Origin of the sequence: Pseudoalteromonas sp. OFAV1, assembly GCF_021532595.1 — a bacterium.
In the GTDB taxonomy this organism is placed as follows: domain Bacteria; phylum Pseudomonadota; class Gammaproteobacteria; order Enterobacterales; family Alteromonadaceae; genus Pseudoalteromonas; species Pseudoalteromonas lipolytica_C.
In genome coordinates, this window is the sequence record NZ_JAKGBG010000018.1 from 42,342 (window position 1) to 63,094 (window position 20,753).

Below are 20,753 nucleotides of genomic sequence, written 5' to 3' on the forward strand. Positions count from 1 at the left end.
TTTGTTATGATACGTCGTGTTCTCCTTTTGGGGAGAACACTGGTACAGTTTTAAAGCAATTTAAAAATCTTTGCAATAATTATTCTTTAAATCTATTATTTTAAAATATAAACTATTCCAAGTCGTCAACCCGCTTATTTACATCTAATAAGCTGATTTTAAGTGATTTATTTATGCATCAACATATTGAGAAACTGTATTTAAGCGCAAAAAAAGAAAAAAAATTAATTATTGGTCTGATGAGTGGTACCTCGTTAGATGGTCTTGATATCGCTCTATGCGAAGTATCAGGGCAGGGTATGAACACCCATGTAGAAGTATTAAAGTTTACCACCGTTGATTATGACGATGATTATAAAACGCGTGTAAAACGAGTGTTCGCCAAACGCGAGTGCGACCTTGAAGAAGTCACTTTACTCAACCCATGGATTGGCCAGTTACATGGTGAAATGGTCGCAAAAACGTTAGCCTCTTGGGGGGTCGAAAATGAGCAGATAGATGTGATTGCCAGTCATGGTCAAACAATTTATCACTGCCCTAAAAACCAACATAAGCGCCCAGAATATGACAATGCAACGCTACAAATTGGCGATAGCGATCACCTTGCAGTGACTGCTGGCATTACCACCATAGGTGATTTTAGACAAAAACACATAGCAGCGGGTGGTGAAGGTGCACCGCTTGCTGTATATGGTGATTATTTATACTTCACAAGTACCAGTGAAAACCGCATATTGTTAAACATGGGCGGCATTGCAAACTTAACCTACTTGCCAAAATCGGCTGATCCACGAGCGGTTTTTAGCTCTGATATTGGCCCAGGCAATACCATTATGGATGCCTATGTACAGCGTTACTTTGCACCCCTTCATTATGATAAAGATGCCGCTATTGCAACAAAAGGCGCGGTAAATGAAGCTTTACTCACTGCGCTGTGTGATGATGCATTTTTTGGTTTAGGGTTTCCAAAAACCACCGGGCCAGAAGTGTTCAATCTAGACTATTTAGCAGCGGCACAAGCACGTTCAAATACGCAAGCGTTATCGCACTTTGATGTTATGGCAACTTTAGTGCAGTTTTCAGGAGTCATGATTGCCAAGGCAATTAACCAATGCAGTGAAGGCTTAACTGATGTGGCTGTATACGCCAGTGGTGGTGGGGTTCATAATCCATTATTAATGAAGATTATTTTGGCTCATTGCCCAGAGCTTACTGTAATAAATAACACTGACTCGTTAGGTATAAATCCAGATGCAAAAGAGGCTGTGTTATTTGCTATTTTAGCGAACGAATGCTTGTCGGGTGGGCAACAACGCTTTGGTAATACCGAGCAAGGGATCCCCGATATTACCATGGGTAAAATTAGCTTTGCTGACTAGACCCTAAAAAAAAGCTAAAAAGGTTGCGCCAATATTGCTGATGTAACGGCGTAGACCTTGGTTTTTAGCTTGCTCGCTAGTTAAAAGCTCTGCTGATGTGCTTGCAGCAATGCTAACATCGAATTGGGCGCTGTCTTTAAGTGTTGCATGCATGCCATGCAGCATTAATTGCAGCACAAATTCGCCACTGTGCGTGACATTTTCTAAAGTAAGGCTGATCACGTGCTGTTCTAAATCGTGTTGTGTTAACGTGTACGCAGTAAAATAGGCAGACTCGCGGGCATCAGGGCGTGTTGCACTAATAGAGATCACATCACCTTCGTGAGCATCGTCAGGTAGCACACAACAAAATACAACACGCTTTTGCTCATTGGCAGCAAAATGCAATTGTTCATATTCCATAGTATGCGCAAGCGCTGCACATAAAGGGTCTTCATTAGAGGGGAGTGCAAACGAAAGTTGCACCAAGGCACTGTCCATTACTTGTTCATTACATTAGGTGATTAAATTAGCGCCAATTATGAATTAATTAAATTACAGATTTATGACTATTGTCATATTAAGTATTATTTATCGTAAAATCAGAACAAAGTTGAATGTTTAATTTGTTTATTAAAACCTAAGTCTATTTATTTGATTGTTGTTGAACTCCTACAAAAGTTAAGAGAAAACAGTATTTCGTCCCCCTTCTTTTGCCTTATAAAGGTGTAAATCAACCCTTTTCGTGGCCTGCTCCGTTGTTTCGTTAGGTGCAATTTCAATGACACCCAGACTAACAGTAGCGCTTATTGATAATGAGGTATGCTCCTTTTCGGCAACAGAAAGCCTAATACGCTCAGCAATCTCCTGTGCATTTTCTAAAGATTGATTCTCAAGCACAATTAAAAACTCTTCGCCACCAACACGACCTACCCGGTCAGAGCAACGGACTGTGTGCACAATCGTATTGACTATGGATATGATTAATTCATCACCTATATCGTGACCGTATTGATCATTGACCGCTTTGAAATAATCAATATCGATAGAAATCAAAGAGCTGACTTGTTTATTGAGTTTGTTTTGCAGCATGACGCTTCGTTTTAAATTTAGAATAGCTCTTCGATTCGGTATGCCGGTAAGCTCATCTTTTAAAGCGAGTATTTCAAAATACTTTTTCTGGCGAACTTGTTTGAAGGTATAAATGGCGAATAGCAGTAAACATACGCAAGTTATCATCACCGTTAAGCCTTGCCAAAATGACTTATCTTCGGCTACTGCTAAAAGCTTTTGTTGTAGCTTTGACTCATGTTCTAAACGAGTAATTTCGCGGTTTTGTTGCTCATAGTTAAAGTTTAATCTGGCAGAAATAAGCATGTTATTTGCTAAAGCCTGCTGTTTTTTATTTATTAAATCGATTAATTGCCGCTGAGATGTTATTTGTAAGAAAGTATCTCCTGTTGCAGCGGCAAGCTGTGAGGTTAAATTTAAATAGCGCTCCTGTAAGCTCTCGGGCCAAGATTGTTGTTGCCCGGCTATCTTCTCATGAGATGTAACGGCTGCTTGCAACTGAGCTGTAGCCAAGTACCATTCTGATTTAGTGAAGTTGTAAAGAGTCAAAATCCAACTGTCATCAACAGAAAGTGTTTTTAGCTCAGTTAGATATGGCTCTGCCTGAGATAACCTGTTTAAATTTATATTGAGTTCTGTCAGCTTTATTAATATGTAAGCATAGCCATTATCACTTTCGAAACGACGAACATCTTTTTTAATCGACTCGTATAATTCAACCGCCTTTATTAAGTCGCCTTTTTCTTCATAAGCATACGCGAGTAAATCGAGTACCTTGTATTGCTCTTGCTCATTAAATTTCGATAGCGCTAACTTAGCACGCTGCAATTGTTCAATTGCAAGTTCATAGTTGTACAACGCTATGTGAATATCGGCGATTTCTTTTAATGCGAGTGCTTTTTCGTAGTCGTTACCTGCTTTTTCAAATAACTGATAAGCAGTTTTTGCAGAGTCGAATGCCTCTTGATAGTTGCCTTTAGCTAACTGAATTCGGTTAAGTACAATGTGAGCAGTAGCGATGGTTGATAATTGCTTAGGGGAGGTTGTTTTTTCTACTGATGTAGTGTTGATTATAGGCTTTAAGTGCTCAAGAGCTATTTGATAATGACCTTGTGTATACTCTTGATTTGCTTCACAGACAGCAAGCTCATGTTTTAAGGTAATATTATTTGCTTTTTGGATGATTGGCTTGGCTGTTTCTAGAAAATGTTTATATTCACTAAGCCCGCTAGGAGTAGATGTATTAGAAAACCAACATTTAAATGCCATTACATGCGCATCATCTTGCACATCTGCATAAGGTATTTGCTGCTCTAATCTAGCTAAAATTTCGACAGATTCAGAATATGTTGTATAACCGTGAAGAACACGGTTGATTTCACTCTGAACATCATTTGCAGCCACATTGGTTGCAAATAGCAATATGCACAATATCCTTATCATCTGATCATTACTCCATACAGCTACTCTGATACCAATCAATGATATTTTTTTATAATTGCAGCTAGCTTAGCATAATGAAATTGTTGCTTGTAAGATTTAATGTTGAAAAAATATAAATAATTTAATGCTTTAATCTGTTTTGATTTTCTTTCAAGCTTGAAAGTGGCTCAACTGAAAATTATGTAATTTTTTACCCAAATGGTATGGTTTTCAAAATAGTTTTAATCAAAAGGATTTATTTTTTCATGTTAAACAAAATATTACTTTGTAGTGCTTTTTTATTTTCTGTTACAGCACTGGCTGAAAGACCAGACTATTTTAATGATGAAATAGATAAAGAATATCGCGCGGTATTAAAGCACATGGATGAAATGATGCCGCAAACCGATTTAGAGCTTGCCTACTTACCCTCTTTTTATCCGTTTAGCATCTTTGATATTCATGCCACTAAATTTAAAAATGACAAAGATAAGCAAGCGTTCACTAACTTTAACTTAGGTGTGCTTGGTAGCCAGTTTTTAAATGTTAAAGAGCAAGTTGGAACAAAACTTCCAAATTTAGTTATTTGTAAAAAAGAAAAGTGTACTGAACAAAGACTTAAGTTAATTCGGTCATTTTTAGATGTATCGGAGGCAGAAATTTTGGCATTTAAAAATAGCCAAACTTTAAAACTTGTCCAGCAATCTGCGCCGCACGTGTACCGTGTTAACAATACTTTTTATTCTCCCACCCAATTAATAAGTTATACACCATCAAAATATGCTGGGTTTGTACCCTCTGCCGATTATAAAATTCTAAGCCCTGATGCAGAGCCAAACTTGATGGAGCTATCAGCTGATACACAAGAACTCAGAGATTTAATGGTTGAGTATAAGGTTGCAGCTATTACAAAAGATGAGTATGACAGCGTCAATGTGATCTTTGGTGGCCTTAGCGATAATCATTGGGGAGTAGTCCTTTTAGACAAATACACTATACCTAAAAGCGGTGATAGAAATGCTTTTGGCCTAGAGTACGACATAATAAAACCACTCTCTAAAACAAGCTTTTATTACCAAACAAATTAAAATTACTTTACCAATAAGCTGATGAATTAATTGGAATACACAATGAGGATGTTTGAAAATAGCCAATCAAAGCATCCTTGTTTTGTGTTTAAAAGTTTCACTTAGCAGTCTTTAGCAGGAAGAACCAGCAAACTTAAAATACAGCAACGAGTAATTGCGTTTGTTAAAGGCAATATAAAGGTCATTTCAAAAGTTAGTCATCTGATAAAGGTAAAGCATTTTTATCAGCGTAGTGATGGCAAAGCATCTATATTTTGGACACATCAAACCGGCAATGTTTGGCTAGATTAATGAAGAGCTTGCCATTTGATTGCGCGTATACAATAAAAATGATCCACGTCACTGCTACAGCAAGAAAGCATTTTGTGTTTCCAAATTTATGGCAGTAACTTGATTAGTGATAGCCTGATAAAACTTTTTTTATCAGGCTATCACTCAGGTATCAACAAATATGGTACTCACCCTGCGGTTTGCTGCTTGATACAAAATACTCAAGCTCTGATTTTAGCACTTCAATAATATCTGATGTAAAAGGGGTTCTTATTTCACCTGAATCTAGGTATCTAAGTAAATCGATTTCGTATCTAAGTGCAGACTCAATTGAGTAACTAATTGGGTAAGTTATTTTAAACTGTTTCTGGGAGCATAACTTATCGCTGCTGTTTATGTTCACATAGAAAGTTAGTTGTTCATCTTCTTCATGAAGATCACTGCAGCTACCTTGCTCACGTATGCAATTTAAAACAATATTTTTAATGAAAATATCAAATTCGTTCATTGTTGTTCCTTTAACTAAATCCCACTCCATGGTTCAAATTAATTTAGCAAAAAGATGTTAGGTTATCCAGTTGGTCTTACTTCTTTATTATTGTTTTATTGAGGATTTAGAAAATAAGTATTGCTAAATAATGGCTTAAGTTTTTTGTAGTGGGTTATTTGCTTAAAGAATTTCTTTTTTAAAAGTTAAATTGATGGTTGGGCGTTAGAACAGGTTTGTTTATTTTGCAGATGATTAACAAGTATTGAGTAGTTACTTTAATCGAGTTGCTGTAAATGAGGTGCGAAGGCTAGATGTAAACTATTAAGTGGCTATTTTAATAACCACTTAATAGAAAAATAATCGCTAAAAGGTCCAGTTTATGCCTAAATAGTAGCGACGGCCATTAGTCCACTCATTAACAAATATCTTATCTAAATGATTTTGGTAATAAGGTTTTAACTCTTCAACAGGAATACCACTTGCTTGCGATAAAATGGCAAAGGCCTCTTCTCCTGAGACAGAAGACTCAATAATATTGTTGCCATTTTCATCTTTAGCGACAACGCGATTGCCTGTTGCGACACCATCTTCGCCAATCTCGTCGATCCATTTCATTTTATTAATAACTGGGTCATTAACAATTTGTGATGTTTTTATGTATTGCACAACATTTTCATTGGTTAAGTTTGTTACTGCAAAGCTTGCTACTAAATTGTCTAGGATTTGATAGGTCGCTTTGAAGTCGAGTTGTTGGCGTGCATCAGTGTAACGAATACCGTCTGTAAAGCTGGCATTGGCGAATTCACTTCGATAGTTATATGACAACCGTGCCGAAAAAGTGTCATTTTCAAAATAAATAGATGCATTGAGGGTGTCTTGTGACTGTCCAAACATAGGTTCTGTTTGACTAACTGTTTGAGTATTAAACCCAGTAACTTCAAAGTACTCACGTTGAGACGGATCACTCAAATGAGTTTCTGTATCAGTCATATCAGCTATTTCATATGAAAAGGTTGAGGTGTTGAACTTTTGATCCGGCACATCTGTATAAGTGTAATTAATTAAGCCACCAAAACCATTACCGAAATCATGTTGTAACTGAAATTCAAGCCCTTTTACTTTTTGCTCACCTGTATTGAAGTAAGAACTAACAACGTAGTCTCCGTATATTGAGTAACCGTTATCATCTGTTTTCCCTTCATCCCCTAGGTAACTTAAGTCTTGAACTTGAGATGATGATCGCACCATATCTTTAATATCTTTTTGAAAGGCTGTAATGGCAAAAATAGATGACTCAGCAAAGTACCACTCTACGCCTACTTCAGAGTTGACTGATGAATATGAACCTAAGTTTGGATTACCAACCGATCCTCGGCGCTGCGAATCCATTGGTAGGCGCTCAGCATCTCCATTTGGCGTTAAATCTTGCTGTCTACCGTCAGTATAGAATCGGTAACGTTCGGTTACTAAGCTAAAGTTACTTCTGAGCTGAGTAAGGCTCGGATGAGAAATATTCTTTGACGCGGCGGCTCTTAGAACAAGATCGTCAGCAAGGTCATAAGCAATATTAAAACTTGGTAAATAGTCTTTAGTACTACTTTTTTGCACAAGCGGCGAATACTGATTAAAACCAGCAAGACCCGCGACATAATTTGGATCGGTTTCATCAATAGGGTATGAAAGAAGCTGACCATTTTCATCTTTTGCCACTTCATTACCGACAGATTCTCGTTGTGTGTCGACTACGCGAATACCTACATTACCTCTGAATTTTTCACCACTGAAGTTTGCCATTGCATAATAGGCTAGTAATTCTTCAGTTACTTTATAGGCTGATCCTGCCGATTCAGTTAAACCAGAACGACAGCCATAATAGTTTTCAGGGTTTGCTGAGTTTGCGATTGCATCTACACAAGCACCTTCATTCGGTGTGCCTTCTGAATTGAGTAATAAAAAGTGATCATTGAGCAATGAGTCACGTTTTGCTTGGTCGATATCAAAATATTCATTAGGTATATCATGACCCGCAGAGTCTAAGCCAGATACCGTACCACCTACAATTTGCTCTGCTAGAATGAGAGGGAATTCACTTGATTCATTTGCATAGCCATGAAAACGCGCTCCTTCTGTATAGTAGCGCTGTGTACGTTCTATATCGCGATACTTAGCGCCAAATTTGATGCTATCAATATAAAAGTCATTCTCGAAAGACCACGTAATATCTCCTTGCAGAAAATCTTCGGTGTTTTCACGGTAGCGAGCAGAGTTATTTAAGCCACCCGTTAGTAAATAAAACTCGTTAGTAGGCGCAAGCAAGAAGTTTTTAGCGCGCTGTTGTGCATCGATAAGCGCTTGCCCTGTTAGTGATGGGTCAGCCTCAAGCCCCCAATATACTTTGCCGGTATCGGGGTTATATCCATACCCTAAATTGACCCCTTCATAAGTTGGGATTTTTAAAGATGCATCGTCACCTGAGTAAAGCGTTTCGTAATCCCCATAACGACTGGCAAGTGTGGTTCCACGATCGAGTACGGTACTCTCTGCTTCTGTGTGACCAGCTTGAAACTTCATTACAAAGTCATCGTGTTCAAAATCAACAGTAAGATGGTAGCGATTTTGTTCAGTTTCGGTGCCACTTCTATCGTTTGAGTCGCGACGGATCATTTCACCCCATCGAATATCGCCATCGTAATAGTTGTTACCATCCCAGACCATGCCTGCACCGCGAACTAAATTTGTGCCATCAATAGGGTAGGTTGCTGATAAAACAATATCGCGTTCAGGATCCATCACGAGTCGGGGATCGATGCCAGGCACTTCGTTGCTATACAGCAGTTGTACAATACGGTGTGGTTGAGCATATAAATTGTCATTTTTATTATCTCGATCAGATTTATTCTGATTTATCTCTAGGTTTAAACTTAAGTTATCAATAGGTGCCCACTGAAAGTTTAAAGTTGTATCTAGGCGGCTTTCATTGGTTGAGAAAGCTGGCGCGTAGACCATGTTACCTAATGTTCTAGCAGGAGTTTGACCTAACCCTGCTTCTCTTCTGCTACCCCAAAAAAGCCCCCATACTGGGTCAATATAAGTTGGGTCTATCACTTCATCGAGTTGCCCCCAATTTTGTGTATAGTTGTTCCATACACCAGAGTTACTGGGATCTTCTGTTGGCCAATAAGCACCATTATTTGCGACTGCTTCTAAGTCACCGTAGGTATAACCATTTAACGCCATGTGACGTGTAATGATTAGGGCATGATTATTCATATGGCGCAGATTGATATCGCTGCTCGCACATGCTTCTGTTGGACACTCTATTGCATCTGTTTGTGCAAAGCCTGTGCTGATCGCGCCTTCATTACCAGCAATACCATCTGATTCAAAACCGGTACGAAATGCCTTGCGTTGTTGATGACTTACGCTAATTGAAGCGCCAAACTTTTTATTTTCAGAGACAAAGTTATAGGCTGTTGATACTTGTGGTGAATACTTCTTTGAAGAGTCGTTATACTCTGATTCAACATTAAAATACCCATAGCCATCTTCTTGTTCCAAAGGTTTTTTAGTATGTAATATGACGGTGCCGCCAATACCACCGGCATCAAGGTCGGCACGGGCTGATTTATGGACTTCAATTTTAGAAACACGCTCTGCTGGAATATTTGAAAAATCAAAGGCATTACTTTCTGATTGGCCTGGTAAATAGGATGCTGATTTGGCTGATTGACCATTAACTAGGGTATTGGTTAGTTCGGGTGACGTGCCACGAATAGACACTTTCGAGCCTTCACCAAATTGTCGCTCAATTTGTACCCCAGCCACACGTTGCAACGCTTCAGCCATATTTTTATCAGGGTTTTTGGCAATATCTTCTGTATTAATAGAATCAACAATAACATCTGAATATCGTTTGTTATTCAAGTTCTCACGCAAAGATGAGCGAATACCTGTTACTTGAATAACTTCGATTTCTTCATCTTTGAGATTTTTTTCTGAATTTTTATTTGTGGGTAAGTCCTTTTTCACCTCTTGTGAAAAGGTTGGCATTGACATACTTGCAGTCAATAGCATTGCTGACTGAACTGCAATGGTCATTTTAGATAAGCGAAGAGCTTTCATTTTGCACCTTTCAAATTTGTTATTATTTTAATCTGACTCGTTGTTACTGAGCATTAATAGCGAAACTAAGACCCTTAAAGGATCTTACTTTTTAATTACCAGTGACCGAAATACAACACCTATACAGTCGCTGCCTAAATTAAAATAGTACAAATATAGAACAGATCAAGAATATTTTATTATTTGTTTAATGTTTTTGGATTTTCTTTTGTTTTGTACCTAAAAACATTTAACTTTTTGTATTTAATTGAGTTTTTTCGTTTTGGGGACGAGGTGTTTTTTCTGGTGTTTATTTATACATGATCAATTAAAACAATTGGTTGAGCTTTTTGGGTGTCTTTGCTTTGAATATTTTATTCTTTATTTTCTTGTTTTTTATCCGCTGATATTGCTGTGCTGCGGCTTTAAACTGTCATTCACTTAATCAGTTGTTTTGTTTTTCGTTAATAGGCACACTGATAATCCAAATGGGTTTTATGCAGTAAGGTTTTGTAATGAAAAATGAGATAAAGCAACACATCGGCAGTGTTGCACTGGTGGTAAATGATTACGATGAAGCCATAGCCTTCTACACCGAAAAATTACAATTTACATTGATTGAAGATACCGATTTAGGCGAGGGAAAACGGTGGGTTTTAGTCTCGCCACCGGGTTCTAACGGTACACACCTGCTACTTGCAAAAGCCAGTAATCAACAGCAAATGCATGCTGTTGGTAATCAAACCGGTGGTCGAGTATTTTTGTTTTTACACAGCAATGACTTTTGGCGTGATTACAACAGCATGAAAAGTAAAGGTGTTGTATTTAATGAATCACCAAGGGAAGAGCCTTACGGTACTGTGGTGGTGTTTCAAGATTTATATGGCAACAAATGGGACTTGCTTGAGCTTAAACACCCTAAAGGTTAACAATGGCGCTAGGGGTTAAGTTCTCGGGCGCGCGAAACACGTTTCACGCTTACGTATAATCCGGCTCTATTTCAAATTTAAAATTTGACGGGCTAAAGCCCGACCTACAAGGTCGTCATTTATGGCGACAAGGGATGAGGTAGGTGCACACCTCGATCCTCGTAACTTTCCCCTTTCCCCTAGTAACTCGCTAACATACTCTCGTAAAAATAAAACCATAAACGCGATGTGAAATCGCTGCTACAGAATCAGGTCCATTTCAAATTTAAAATCTGGCGGGCTAAAGCCCGACCTACAATGTAGGTCGTCATTTATGGCGACAAGGCTCGAGGGAGATGCGCACCTCGCACCTCGATCCTCGCAACTTTCACCTTTCCCCTAGTAACTCGCAACTACTCCTAGAGCTAGAGCCTAGCCGCTAGAATCTCCCCCCTCACAATCTCTGCGCCTTTACTTAGCGCACTGAGCTTGGCGCTTGCTATGTTGCGAGGGAGGGGGGCCATACCGCAATTTGTGCATGGATAAAGCTTATCGGCATCAACATATTTAAGCGCTTCACGTAATGTGTGTGCTACCTCGTCAGGGGTTTCAATTTCATTGCTTGCTACATCAATGGCGCCAACCATCACTTTTTTGCCGCGTATCAGTGCTAATAGCTCAATGGGTACGCGAGAGTTGTGGCACTCCAGCGAAATAATATCGATATTCGACTTTTGAAGCTTTGGGAATACTTCTTCGTATTGGCGCCATTCATTGCCCAGTGTTTGTTTCCAGTCAGTGTTGGCTTTGATGCCATAGCCGTAGCAAATGTGCACGGCGGTTTCGCACTTTAAGCCTTCGATTGCTCTTTCTAGGCACTTAATGCCCCAGTCATTAACATCATCGAAGAACACATTAAACGCAGGCTCATCAAATTGAATAATATCCACACCCGCGGCTTCGAGCTCTTTTGCCTCTTGATTGAGGATTTTGGCAAATTCCCACGCCAATTGTTCACGGCTTTGATAGTGCGCGTCGTACAAGGTGTCGATCATGGTCATAGGTCCTGGCAGCGCCCATTTTATAGGTTGCTTGGTCTGCGAACGTAAAAACTTCGCGTCTTCAACAAACACTGGTTTGCTGCGTGATACCGGGCCTATCACACTCGGTACACTGGCTTCGTAGCGATTACGAATGGTCACTGTTTTACGGTTTTCAAAATCAACGCCATTTAAGTGTTCGATAAAGGTGGTCACAAAGTGCTGGCGGGTTTGCTCGCCATCGCTCACGATATCAACGCCAGCTTGTTGTTGCTCTTGTAAGGCAACGCGTAGTGCGTCTTGTTTGCCGTCGGTAAGCTCTGCACCTTGTAACTTCCAAGGTGACCATAAGGTTTCAGGTTCAGCAAGCCAAGCAGGTTTTGGTAAACTGCCTGCTGTAGATGTCGGTAATAACTTTTTCATTTTTACTCTCATTAAATAGTGCAGTTAGTAGACCACTTCTCAAGTACTGATTGATAAGGCTTAATAAAGTGTTGTTCAGTAAATTTACCTTGTGCAACAGCCAGTTGACTGCGCTCTTCACGGTCGTAAACGATTTGCGTGATAGAGTGATCGTTGTTTCTTAAATTTGGTTGATAGCAACTACCCGCCACGGCATTGGCGTTATAAATTTCTGGACGGTAGATTTTTTGGAATGTTTCCATGGTGCTGATGGTGCTGATCAATTCTAGGTTGGTGTAATCATTCAGCAGGTCACCAAAGAAATAAAACGCCAGCGGAGCAACCGTGTTTGGTGGCATAAAATAGCGCACCTGTAAGCCCATTTTTTTAAAGTATTGCTCGGTTAATGACGACTCATTCGGTTGATACTCAACACCTAAAATCGGGTGTTGGTTTTCAGTGCGATGATAGGTTTTATTATCAGAAACGCTTAAACAAATAACAGGAGGTTTTTTAAAGTGTTGTTTATAGGTTTCTGAATTTATGAAGCTTTTAAAAAGTTTGCCATGAAGATCACCAAAGTTATCTGGAATAGTAAACTCTGTTTTGTTTTTATTATGGTCAAGCAATAGCACGCTAAAGTCGTAATCACGTACATACGATGAAAAGTTATTACCAACAATTCCTTCGATACGTTCATTAGTTTGGTGATCAATGATGTTGGTTTTTAATACCTCAATAGATGGGAAAGCTTCAGCGCTCCCCGCAATTTCTAAATCAACCGAAATGATTTCAAGTTCTACGGAATAGCGGTTGCCTTGCGGGTTATCCCAATTTGCTAGTGCATTAAAGCGGCTATCAATCATTTTTAATGCATTACGCAAATTTTGTTGACGGCTTGCGCCTCGTGCCAAGTTAGCAAAGTTAGTTGTAATACGCGTGCTGTTAGATGGGTGATAGTTTTCGTCTAGCTTTAAACTTTTAACTGTATATTTAAAATCGTTGTTCATAGCAATGTGTCCATATTTCCTGAGATAAATGATTGCTGCTCACCTTCCTTAAATCGCTAGGTCATTAACTTTGAGGTGGCTTGGGTATCAATTTATACGTGCTCAGTATCATGAAGAAAAACGTTTTTATTTCAGGTAAAACATGAGGCAGATTCATAAATATTTACTGTTTTAGTAAAACTTTTAGGAACGGATAGTGAAAAAATGCTTTTAAGTTGTTTTGGACGTCTAGATTTCTAAATTAATTTATTGGAGTTGCAGTAATTTCATATAAAACGTGAGTAATATTCACTACTTAACAGGACTTTTGAGAGCAACCCCGTACTTTATTGTTGTTATACTCGGTTCCCTAAATCAACAACACAGACAAATACAATGAACGAATTAATCGTGCTTATTATTGCTTGCGCCGTACTTGGCAGCGGGGTTGGCTTTTTAGCTGGGCTATTAGGAATTGGTGGCGGTTTGGTGATTGTGCCCATATTAAGCATGATCTTGCTGCACTTTCAGGTGTTACCTGCTGAGCAAGTTGTGCTGGTGGCGATTGCTACATCGCTTGCCTCAATTCTGTTTACTTCAACCTCATCAGCTATTGCCCACCACAAAAATGGCAATGTGCCTTGGCAATTGGCTCCGTGGGTGATGACAGGGGTTGCATTAGGCGCACTTATCAGTGGCTTTTTGGCTTCACTATTACCAGAACATGTAGTGCGAATTGTATTTGCTGTGAGTGTATTGCTTATTGCACTAAAAATGATTTTAGGCAGTAAAAATGATAGCCAAACAACACGCTCGCTACCTAATAAAGGCCTTTTAACATTTTATACAAGCATCACGGGGGGGCTCTCTGCCATGATAGGCATTGGCGGTGGTGCGGTACTTGTGCCGTTACTGACGTTTTTCTCGGTCGATATGAAAAAAGCTATTGGCTGTGCTTCGGCGTGCGGTATTGTCATTGCGCTATTTGGCTCAGTGGGTTACATCAGTTCTGGCAGTCAGTACTTTACATTAAAAGAAGGCTTTGCTGGTTTTGTTTATTTGCCTGCCTTGTTTGGTATTGTTTGTACTTCGTGGTTTACCGCGCCATTAGGTGCAAAAGCAACGCATCGTTTACCTGTGTCTACCATCAAAAAAATCTTTGCAGGGCTGCTGGTTATTATGGCTGTGAATATGCTTGCTAAGTAGTATTAACTTATTAATTCGACAAGGCGAAAGTCGTTTGTTAATGTCATTTAAGCAGTTTTAGGCTGCTTAATTGCCTTTTTTCGAAAGCTGTAGGCGCTATTTAAGGACTATATTTAAGGAAAATGTTATGGAACGTCGGTGCTCTCAAGCGAGTAAAAAAACGCTAAGCTCTTTATTTGTTGCTCTATCGCTGGTGGCTTTACCTGTGACTGCAGAGCCTACAAAGCCTCTCGAAACTCACCACGCTTTAATGGGGCAAATTCTCAATGCAAATCAACAAGCTCCCCTTACAGGTTTTGCACTTCATGTGATTGTTGATGATGGACATGCTTTTTCAACGGCAAAGCAAAGTAAAGAAAATGCGCCGCAAGTTATTAACCCAAATAGTTTATTTAGAATTGCCAGTGTCACTAAAACCTTCACTGCGGCAACGGTGCTACGTTTGCATGAAGAAGGTAAATTAAACCTTGATACAACGCTTGATAAGTTAATTTCTGACGACTTTTTTGCGCTTCTTGAAAGCGATGGCTATGCCCTAGATAAAATGACGCTAAAGCAAGTGCTGAGTCATACGGCAGGGTTATACGATCACGCCCAAAGCGATCAGTATTTAGCTGGCATAATGGCAAATCCGCAGCGAGATATTACGATGCGCGAGCAAATTAAAGGGTGTGTAGAGTGGGGCGATCCAGTTGGCAAACCTGGTGAACGTTTCTCATATTCAGATACCGGTTATGTGTTACTCGGCCATATTATTGAAAGAGTGACAGGTTTACCTTTGCCTGAAGCGGTTCGCCAATACTTAAGTTTCGATAAAAATCATATCGAAAATGTGGTCTGGGAACGTGGTGATACAGTTGCTGTGGATGAGTCGCGACGCGTACATCAATATTTGCATGGCACCGATACTTTTAATTGGAGCCCAACAGTCGATTTATATGGTGGCGGTGGGCTTGTTGCCAGCCCAATCGGTATGGCTAAATTTTATCAGGCTTTATTTTCAGGTAAGGTCTTCAAACACTCAGAAACGCTCAAACTCATGCTATCTGATAAAGGCTTACCTGCAGATAGTCCTTATCGTTTGGGTGTATTCGCAAAAGAATATAACGGCACGTTAGTTTATCAACATGGTGGCTTTTGGGGCACTTTGGTGATGTATGAGCCAACAACGCAGGTGGTGGTCGCAGGGGCTGTTACTCAGCAAAAAGATTACGATCAGCTTGAAAAAGTCATGAGTGACTATTTAACCTTACAAGCAAAATAACCCTCTAAACACGGCAAAATCTAAGCTGGCGCACAGATGCGCCAGATTCTTTCTTTAGTTCAATTTAAACTAAGTCATCAAGAAAAATAACTTGCGCACTTTATATAACAAAAATATTATATAACCAAATTATTATGGAGTGAGTCGTGAAAGTTCTCTTTTTATGTACAGAAAATTCAGCCCGATCAATTATGGCTGAAGCGTTGCTTAAACATCATGGTAAAGGTGAGTTTGAGGTGTTTAGTGCGGGTACCGAACCTTATGCGGTAGACCCTCGTACGCTTGCGGCGATTGAACATTTTGGCTTAAAAACCGATGACTTACACTCAAAGCACTTAAACGATGTCACTAATCTGCATTTTGATTACGTCATTACCCTATGTGATGACGCTGTAAAAGAATGCGCTAATCGCGTCGATGGCAGCCATTGCCTTGCATGGGACTTTATTGATCCTAAAACGCGTCCTGAACCTCACGCCTTTGAAAAAACCTTGCAAGAGCTCAATGAGCGAATTAAACAGTTTGTGCAATCCCATAACAAAGAAAAACCAGCATCGATTTCACCAACTACATTTTATAAAGCCCTTGCAGATGATATTCGTTTAAAAAGCTTATTGCTCATCGCCGTTGAGCAAGAGGTTTGCGTATGCGAAATAATGACGGCACTTAATGAGCAGAGCCAGCCAAAGGTTTCAAGGCATTTAGCGCAACTTAAAAAACAGGGCATTTTGTCGGATAGAAAACACCAGCAGTGGGTGTTTTACTCTTTAAACCCGACTCTACCTATGTGGATGAAACAAGCAATTACCTCGACCGTGGTAAACGAACCTAATTTTATAGAAAACGAGTTAGCAAGGCTAAATGCGATGGGGGATGATCGCCCAACTCGTGTTGCTCGTTGCTGCAATTAAGGGCTGAAAATGGGTGTTTTTGAGAGATATTTATCTGTATGGGTTGCTGCAGCTATCGCCATCGGTGTGGCGTTTGGGGTGATGTTTCCGCCTTTATTTGAGCTAATAGCGAAAGCCGAAGTGGCCCATGTAAACATTGTTGTTGCACTGTTTATTTGGGTAATGATCTATCCAATGATGGTGCAAGTTGATTTTTCAACGATTAAAGAAGTCAGTAAGAACCCTAAAGGGCTGATGCTCACTTTAATCATTAACTGGCTAATCAAACCGTTTTCAATGGCCGCGTTAGGTTGGTTATTTTTTGAAGGGTTATTTGCTGATTTGGTTAGCCCTGAAACGGCGCAAGAATATATTGCTGGGATGATTTTGCTTGGTGTTGCACCTTGTACGGCAATGGTGTTTGTGTGGTCACAACTGACCAAAGGCGATGCAAATTACACCTTAGTGCAAGTGTCTGTGAACGACATTATTATGATTTTTGCCTTTGCACCTATTGCGGGGTTTTTGCTAGGTGTGTCTGATATTCATGTACCTTGGCTTACATTGATGATTTCGGTTGTGTTGTATGTATTGCTGCCACTTATTGCTGGTGTATTAACACGCAAAGCGCTTAATAATTCAGCACAAAATGAAGCTGCAGTGCAGTCATTTTTAGAGAAAATTAAACCGTATTCAGTTGTTGGCTTATTGGCCACTGTGGTCTTACTGTTTGGGTTTCAGGCGAACACGATTTTAGCTCAACCGCTAAACATTGTTCTGATTGCCATTCCGCTTGTTTTGCAAACCTACGGTATTTTTGCAATCACTTATTTCATTGCGTTAAAACTTAAGCTTAAGCACAACATTGCAGGGCCAGCATGTTTAATTGGTACCTCTAACTTTTTTGAGTTAGCGGTCGCAGTGGCTATTTCATTATTTGGTTTGCACTCGGGTGCAGCATTAGCAACCGTTGTTGGGGTGTTGGTCGAAGTACCTGTGATGCTGTCGTTGGTTGCAATCGTTAATAAAACAACACATTGGTTTAAAGAGTAATTGGGGAATCATAATGCAATCACATCCATTTGATATTTTACAACTAGAAACTGGGGCATTTATTTTTACCCCTTGCCCTGGCACAAAAAGTGTTGGTTTATCGCAGTCTGTAGCAGATTTAAAAGCGGCAGGTGCAAAAGCAATTATTACTCTGATGTACGATGAAGAGCTTGTTAAAAATGGCGCGCAGCAGCTTGCAACCGAATGTGAGCAAGCAGATCTCAGCTGGTTTCAATTACCTATTATCGATGATGACGCGCCAAGCGAAGCGTTTAATCAAGCATTCAGTAAACACCTTAACGATATTCTTGCCATCATAAAAAATGGTGGCAGTGTGGCTGTGCATTGCAAAGGCGGTTCAGGCCGCACAGGCTTAGTCATTGGTTTATTAATGCATGAGCTTGGCTATGCTAAAAACGACATAGTTAATCAAGTGCAGGCTATTCGCCCTAAGTCGTTGCAAAACCCGATACAACGTTCATTTTTCGACAATTTTCAAAAAGTAGGAGCTTAACAATGGCAATTAAAGTAGGCATTAATGGTTTTGGCCGCATGGGGCGTTTATCGCTAAGAGCAGCGTTTGCATGGGACGACGTTGAGTTTGTGCAAATTAATGACCCTGCGGGTGATGCAGCTACATTAGCTCACTTACTAAAGTATGATTCGGTGCACGGTATTTGGCCTCATGAGGTTGAAAGTAACGACAATGCTGTGATCATCGATGGTCACGTAATTAACGTCACGCAAAATAAAGCAATTGCAGACACCGATTGGTCTGGCTGCGATATCGTTATTGAAGCCTCTGGCGTGATGAAAGAAAAGTCACTAATTCAGGCATATCTTGATCAAGGTGTGAAGAAAGTTGTTGTAACTGCGCCTGTAAAAGAAGACGGTGTGTTGAATATAGTAATGGGTGTAAACGATGATTTATACGATGTAAATCAGCATAATATTGTGACTGCAGCATCGTGCACTACCAACTGTTTAGCGCCTGTGGTTAAAGTATTGCAAGAAAAAATTGGTATCAAACATGGTTCAATGACCACTATTCACGATATTACTAACACGCAAACTATCTTAGATGCGCCGCATAAAGATTTGCGCCGTGCTCGCGCATGCGGCATGAGCTTAATTCCAACTACAACCGGCTCTGCAACGGCGATCACACATATTTTCCCTGAACTTAAAGGCAAATTAAACGGCCACGCGGTTCGTGTGCCTTTAGCGAATGCATCAATCACCGACTGTGTGTTTGAAGTGACAAAGCCAACCACCGCTGAGCAAATTAACCAATGGATGCAAGAAGCCGCAGAGGGCGAGCTAAAAGGCATTTTAGGCTATGAAGAAAAGCCACTTGTTTCTATCGATTACAAAACTGATCCACGCTCAAGCATTGTTGATGCGCTATCAACCATGGTTGTCAACGAGACTCAAGTTAAGCTGTATGTTTGGTACGATAACGAATGGGGTTATGCAAACCGCACCGCCGAACTTGCCCGTAAAGTTGCGCGATCACTACAAGGTTAAAAGCAATGACGCGTTTGGCTAATCTTCCCGCTGATATAAAGCAGTACTTAATTGTCACCGGGAATTACTGGGCATTTACGCTAACAGATGGCGCATTGAGAATGTTGGTGGTACTGCATTTTCATGCGCTTGGCTACTCGCCTTTGAGTATTGCCATGCTGTTTTTGTTTTATGAGATTTTTGGTGTTGTCACTAACTTAGTGGGCGGCTATTTAGGCGCAAGGCTTGGTTTAAATAAAATCATGAACATTGGCCTTGCTATACAGGTTGTAGCCTTGTTCATGTTGGCAGTCCCTCCTGAATGGCTGAGTGTTGCCTATGTGATGTTAGCGCAGGCTCTGTCTGGGATTGCCAAAGATCTCAATAAAATGAGCGCTAAAAGCTCAATCAAAATGCTGGTTGCCAGTGGCCAAGAAGGCACCTTGTTTAAATGGGTGGCGATACTAACAGGCTCTAAAAACGCCTTAAAAGGTGTGGGCTTCTTTTTAGGTGGTTTACTACTGACATTAATGTCGTTTAAAGGTGCAATGCTCGCGATGGCTGCCACTTTGCTGGTGGTGTGGTGTTTTAGTCTTTTTGCACTTAAAAATGATTTAGGCAAAGCCAAAAACAAACCTAAGTTTAACGAGATATTTTCAAAAAGCAGTTCAATCAATATCTTGTCAGCCGCGAGGTTGTTTTTGTTTGGTGCGCGTGATGTTTGGTTTGTAGTTGCACTACCGGTGTTTTTATCACAAGCCTTTGATTGGGACCACTGGACCGTGGGTGCCTTCTTAGCGAGTTGGGTTATTGGCTATGGGGCTGTGCAATCTTTTGCACCTAAAATCATTAAGCTTAATAAGCAAACATCACCAAGTGCAGAAACAGTTAAGTGGGCATCATTGCTTGCTTTAGTCACCTTAGTGATTGCCCTTGCTATTGGATTTGACTGGGCTGTAAAACCAATGCTGATAGGCGGGTTGATGTTATTTGGCGTGTTATTCGCAATTAACTCATCTTTGCACAGCTACTTAATTGTTAGCATGGCTGACGCCGATGGCGTATCACTTGATGTCGGGTTTTACTATATGGCTAATGCCATGGGACGCTTAATTGGCACTGTGCTGTCGGGCTTAGTGTTTCAGGTGTATGGCTTAGCAGCGTGTTTGGCTATATCACTTTTATTTATTGTTATTACCGCCGTTATTTCGACTAAATTACCAAAACAAATTTAGTTAAATTTCAACACGCCCTATAAAGGTAAGCATGCTTTATTGCTTACCTTTATTCATGCATAGCATCACAAATAATATAATTAGTCATCTTCTGGCTTGAAAAGCTCTTCGAGCATTGGCTGTGGGTTGTTTAAAAACGACAAAAAACAGTACAGACAAGCGGTGTTTGATGCTTATTGCGAGACGTTACGCCACGATCTAACCATCAGTATCGACGATAATATTCTTTGGTTGTTAAGACCGTTTTCTAAGCAAGCTAAAGATATTACCCCCAGTACGTTTGCTGGCGAAGTTTGCCCACTTTGCAAAGGAAATCTTAGCGTAACCACATGGATTGCTGGCTGGCAGTTGAGCTGCGAACATTGTGAAGTAACAGGGATTATTGTTGAAAATATTTGCTATTTAAAGTGAGTTAGAAAAGCCTAGCGCAGGCTAGGCTTTGAATGAAAAGGAAAATTAA

General features: G+C 40.1%; 17 protein-coding genes. 11 read left to right on the forward strand and 6 right to left on the reverse strand.

What is annotated here, in order from left to right; translation table 11 throughout:
- Window positions 1-173 precede the first annotated feature (173 nt).
- Window positions 174-1,379, forward strand: coding sequence for an anhydro-N-acetylmuramic acid kinase (locus L1267_RS11885; protein WP_235382955.1), 1,206 nt, complete (start codon window positions 174-176; stop codon window positions 1,377-1,379).
- 3 nt (window positions 1,380-1,382) lie between these two features.
- Here the strand turns inward: L1267_RS11885 and L1267_RS11890 are convergent, their stop codons facing one another.
- Together L1267_RS11890 and L1267_RS11895 are read right to left on the reverse strand one after the other, a co-directional pair.
- Window positions 1,383-1,859, reverse strand: a complete 477-nt coding sequence (locus L1267_RS11890) for a hypothetical protein (RefSeq protein ID WP_135926760.1) — start codon at window positions 1,857-1,859, stop codon at window positions 1,383-1,385.
- Window positions 1,860-2,039: 180 nt separating this feature from the next.
- Window positions 2,040-3,851, reverse strand: a complete 1,812-nt coding sequence (locus L1267_RS11895) for a GGDEF domain-containing protein (protein ID WP_235382956.1) — start codon at window positions 3,849-3,851, stop codon at window positions 2,040-2,042.
- Between the two features lie 266 nt (window positions 3,852-4,117).
- Here L1267_RS11895 and L1267_RS11900 point away from each other — a divergent pair, with 266 nt between their 5' ends.
- The gene (locus L1267_RS11900) at window positions 4,118-4,939 is read left to right on the forward strand and encodes a hypothetical protein (protein ID WP_235382957.1); all 822 of its coding nucleotides are present in this window, start codon (window positions 4,118-4,120) and stop codon (window positions 4,937-4,939) included.
- A 442-nt stretch (window positions 4,940-5,381) separates the two neighbouring features.
- Here L1267_RS11900 and L1267_RS11905 read toward each other — a convergent pair whose 3' ends face one another.
- Window positions 5,382-5,717, reverse strand: coding sequence for a hypothetical protein (locus L1267_RS11905; protein WP_138558180.1), 336 nt, complete (start codon window positions 5,715-5,717; stop codon window positions 5,382-5,384).
- Window positions 5,718-6,062: 345 nt separating this feature from the next.
- Window positions 6,063-9,821 (reverse strand): TonB-dependent receptor, encoded by a 3,759-nt coding sequence (locus L1267_RS11910; RefSeq protein WP_235382958.1) that lies wholly within the window; start codon window positions 9,819-9,821, stop codon window positions 6,063-6,065.
- A 494-nt stretch (window positions 9,822-10,315) separates the two neighbouring features.
- On the opposite strand from L1267_RS11910, the gene L1267_RS11915 reads away from it, so the two are divergent.
- Window positions 10,316-10,729, forward strand: coding sequence for a VOC family protein (locus tag L1267_RS11915; protein ID WP_199527479.1), 414 nt, complete (start codon window positions 10,316-10,318; stop codon window positions 10,727-10,729).
- Between the two features lie 404 nt (window positions 10,730-11,133).
- On the opposite strand, the gene L1267_RS11920 is transcribed toward L1267_RS11915, so the two are convergent.
- On the reverse strand, window positions 11,134-12,171 hold the full coding sequence (locus L1267_RS11920; RefSeq protein WP_235382959.1) for a methionine synthase: 1,038 nt from the start codon (window positions 12,169-12,171) through the stop codon (window positions 11,134-11,136).
- A gap of 11 nt (window positions 12,172-12,182) precedes the next feature.
- Window positions 12,183-13,160 (reverse strand): DUF1852 domain-containing protein, encoded by a 978-nt coding sequence (locus tag L1267_RS11925; protein WP_235382960.1) that lies wholly within the window; start codon window positions 13,158-13,160, stop codon window positions 12,183-12,185.
- Between the two features lie 375 nt (window positions 13,161-13,535).
- On the opposite strand from L1267_RS11925, the gene L1267_RS11930 reads away from it, so the two are divergent.
- The 8 genes from L1267_RS11930 to L1267_RS11965 all read left to right on the forward strand — a co-directional run bounded on the left by L1267_RS11930 (window position 13,536) and on the right by L1267_RS11965 (window position 20,704).
- Entirely contained in the window at window positions 13,536-14,345 is an 810-nt protein-coding gene (locus L1267_RS11930; RefSeq protein WP_235382961.1) for a sulfite exporter TauE/SafE family protein, read from the forward strand.
- A gap of 127 nt (window positions 14,346-14,472) precedes the next feature.
- A complete protein-coding gene (locus L1267_RS11935; protein WP_235382962.1) occupies window positions 14,473-15,609 on the forward strand; it encodes a serine hydrolase domain-containing protein in 1,137 nt (378 codons plus the stop codon).
- A 146-nt stretch (window positions 15,610-15,755) separates the two neighbouring features.
- Window positions 15,756-16,520: a metalloregulator ArsR/SmtB family transcription factor gene (locus L1267_RS11940; RefSeq protein ID WP_328247592.1), complete on the forward strand. Its 765-nt coding sequence runs from the start codon at window positions 15,756-15,758 to the stop codon at window positions 16,518-16,520.
- A 9-nt stretch (window positions 16,521-16,529) separates the two neighbouring features.
- Window positions 16,530-17,552, forward strand: a complete 1,023-nt coding sequence (gene arsB, locus L1267_RS11945; RefSeq protein WP_235382963.1) for an ACR3 family arsenite efflux transporter — start codon at window positions 16,530-16,532, stop codon at window positions 17,550-17,552.
- A gap of 13 nt (window positions 17,553-17,565) precedes the next feature.
- Window positions 17,566-18,066 carry a phosphatase domain-containing putative toxin gene (locus L1267_RS11950; RefSeq protein ID WP_235382964.1) on the forward strand — a complete coding sequence of 167 codons (501 nt, stop codon included), beginning with the start codon at window positions 17,566-17,568 and terminating at the stop codon, window positions 18,064-18,066.
- A gap of 2 nt (window positions 18,067-18,068) precedes the next feature.
- Window positions 18,069-19,079 carry an ArsJ-associated glyceraldehyde-3-phosphate dehydrogenase gene (locus L1267_RS11955; protein ID WP_235382965.1) on the forward strand — a complete coding sequence of 337 codons (1,011 nt, stop codon included), beginning with the start codon at window positions 18,069-18,071 and terminating at the stop codon, window positions 19,077-19,079.
- A gap of 5 nt (window positions 19,080-19,084) precedes the next feature.
- Complete coding sequence (arsJ, locus tag L1267_RS11960; protein WP_235382966.1) at window positions 19,085-20,293, forward strand: organoarsenical effux MFS transporter ArsJ; 1,209 nt, start codon at window positions 19,085-19,087, stop codon at window positions 20,291-20,293.
- 96 nt (window positions 20,294-20,389) lie between these two features.
- Window positions 20,390-20,704 (forward strand): hypothetical protein, encoded by a 315-nt coding sequence (locus L1267_RS11965; RefSeq protein ID WP_235382967.1) that lies wholly within the window; start codon window positions 20,390-20,392, stop codon window positions 20,702-20,704.
- Window positions 20,705-20,753: the final 49 nt, after the last annotated feature.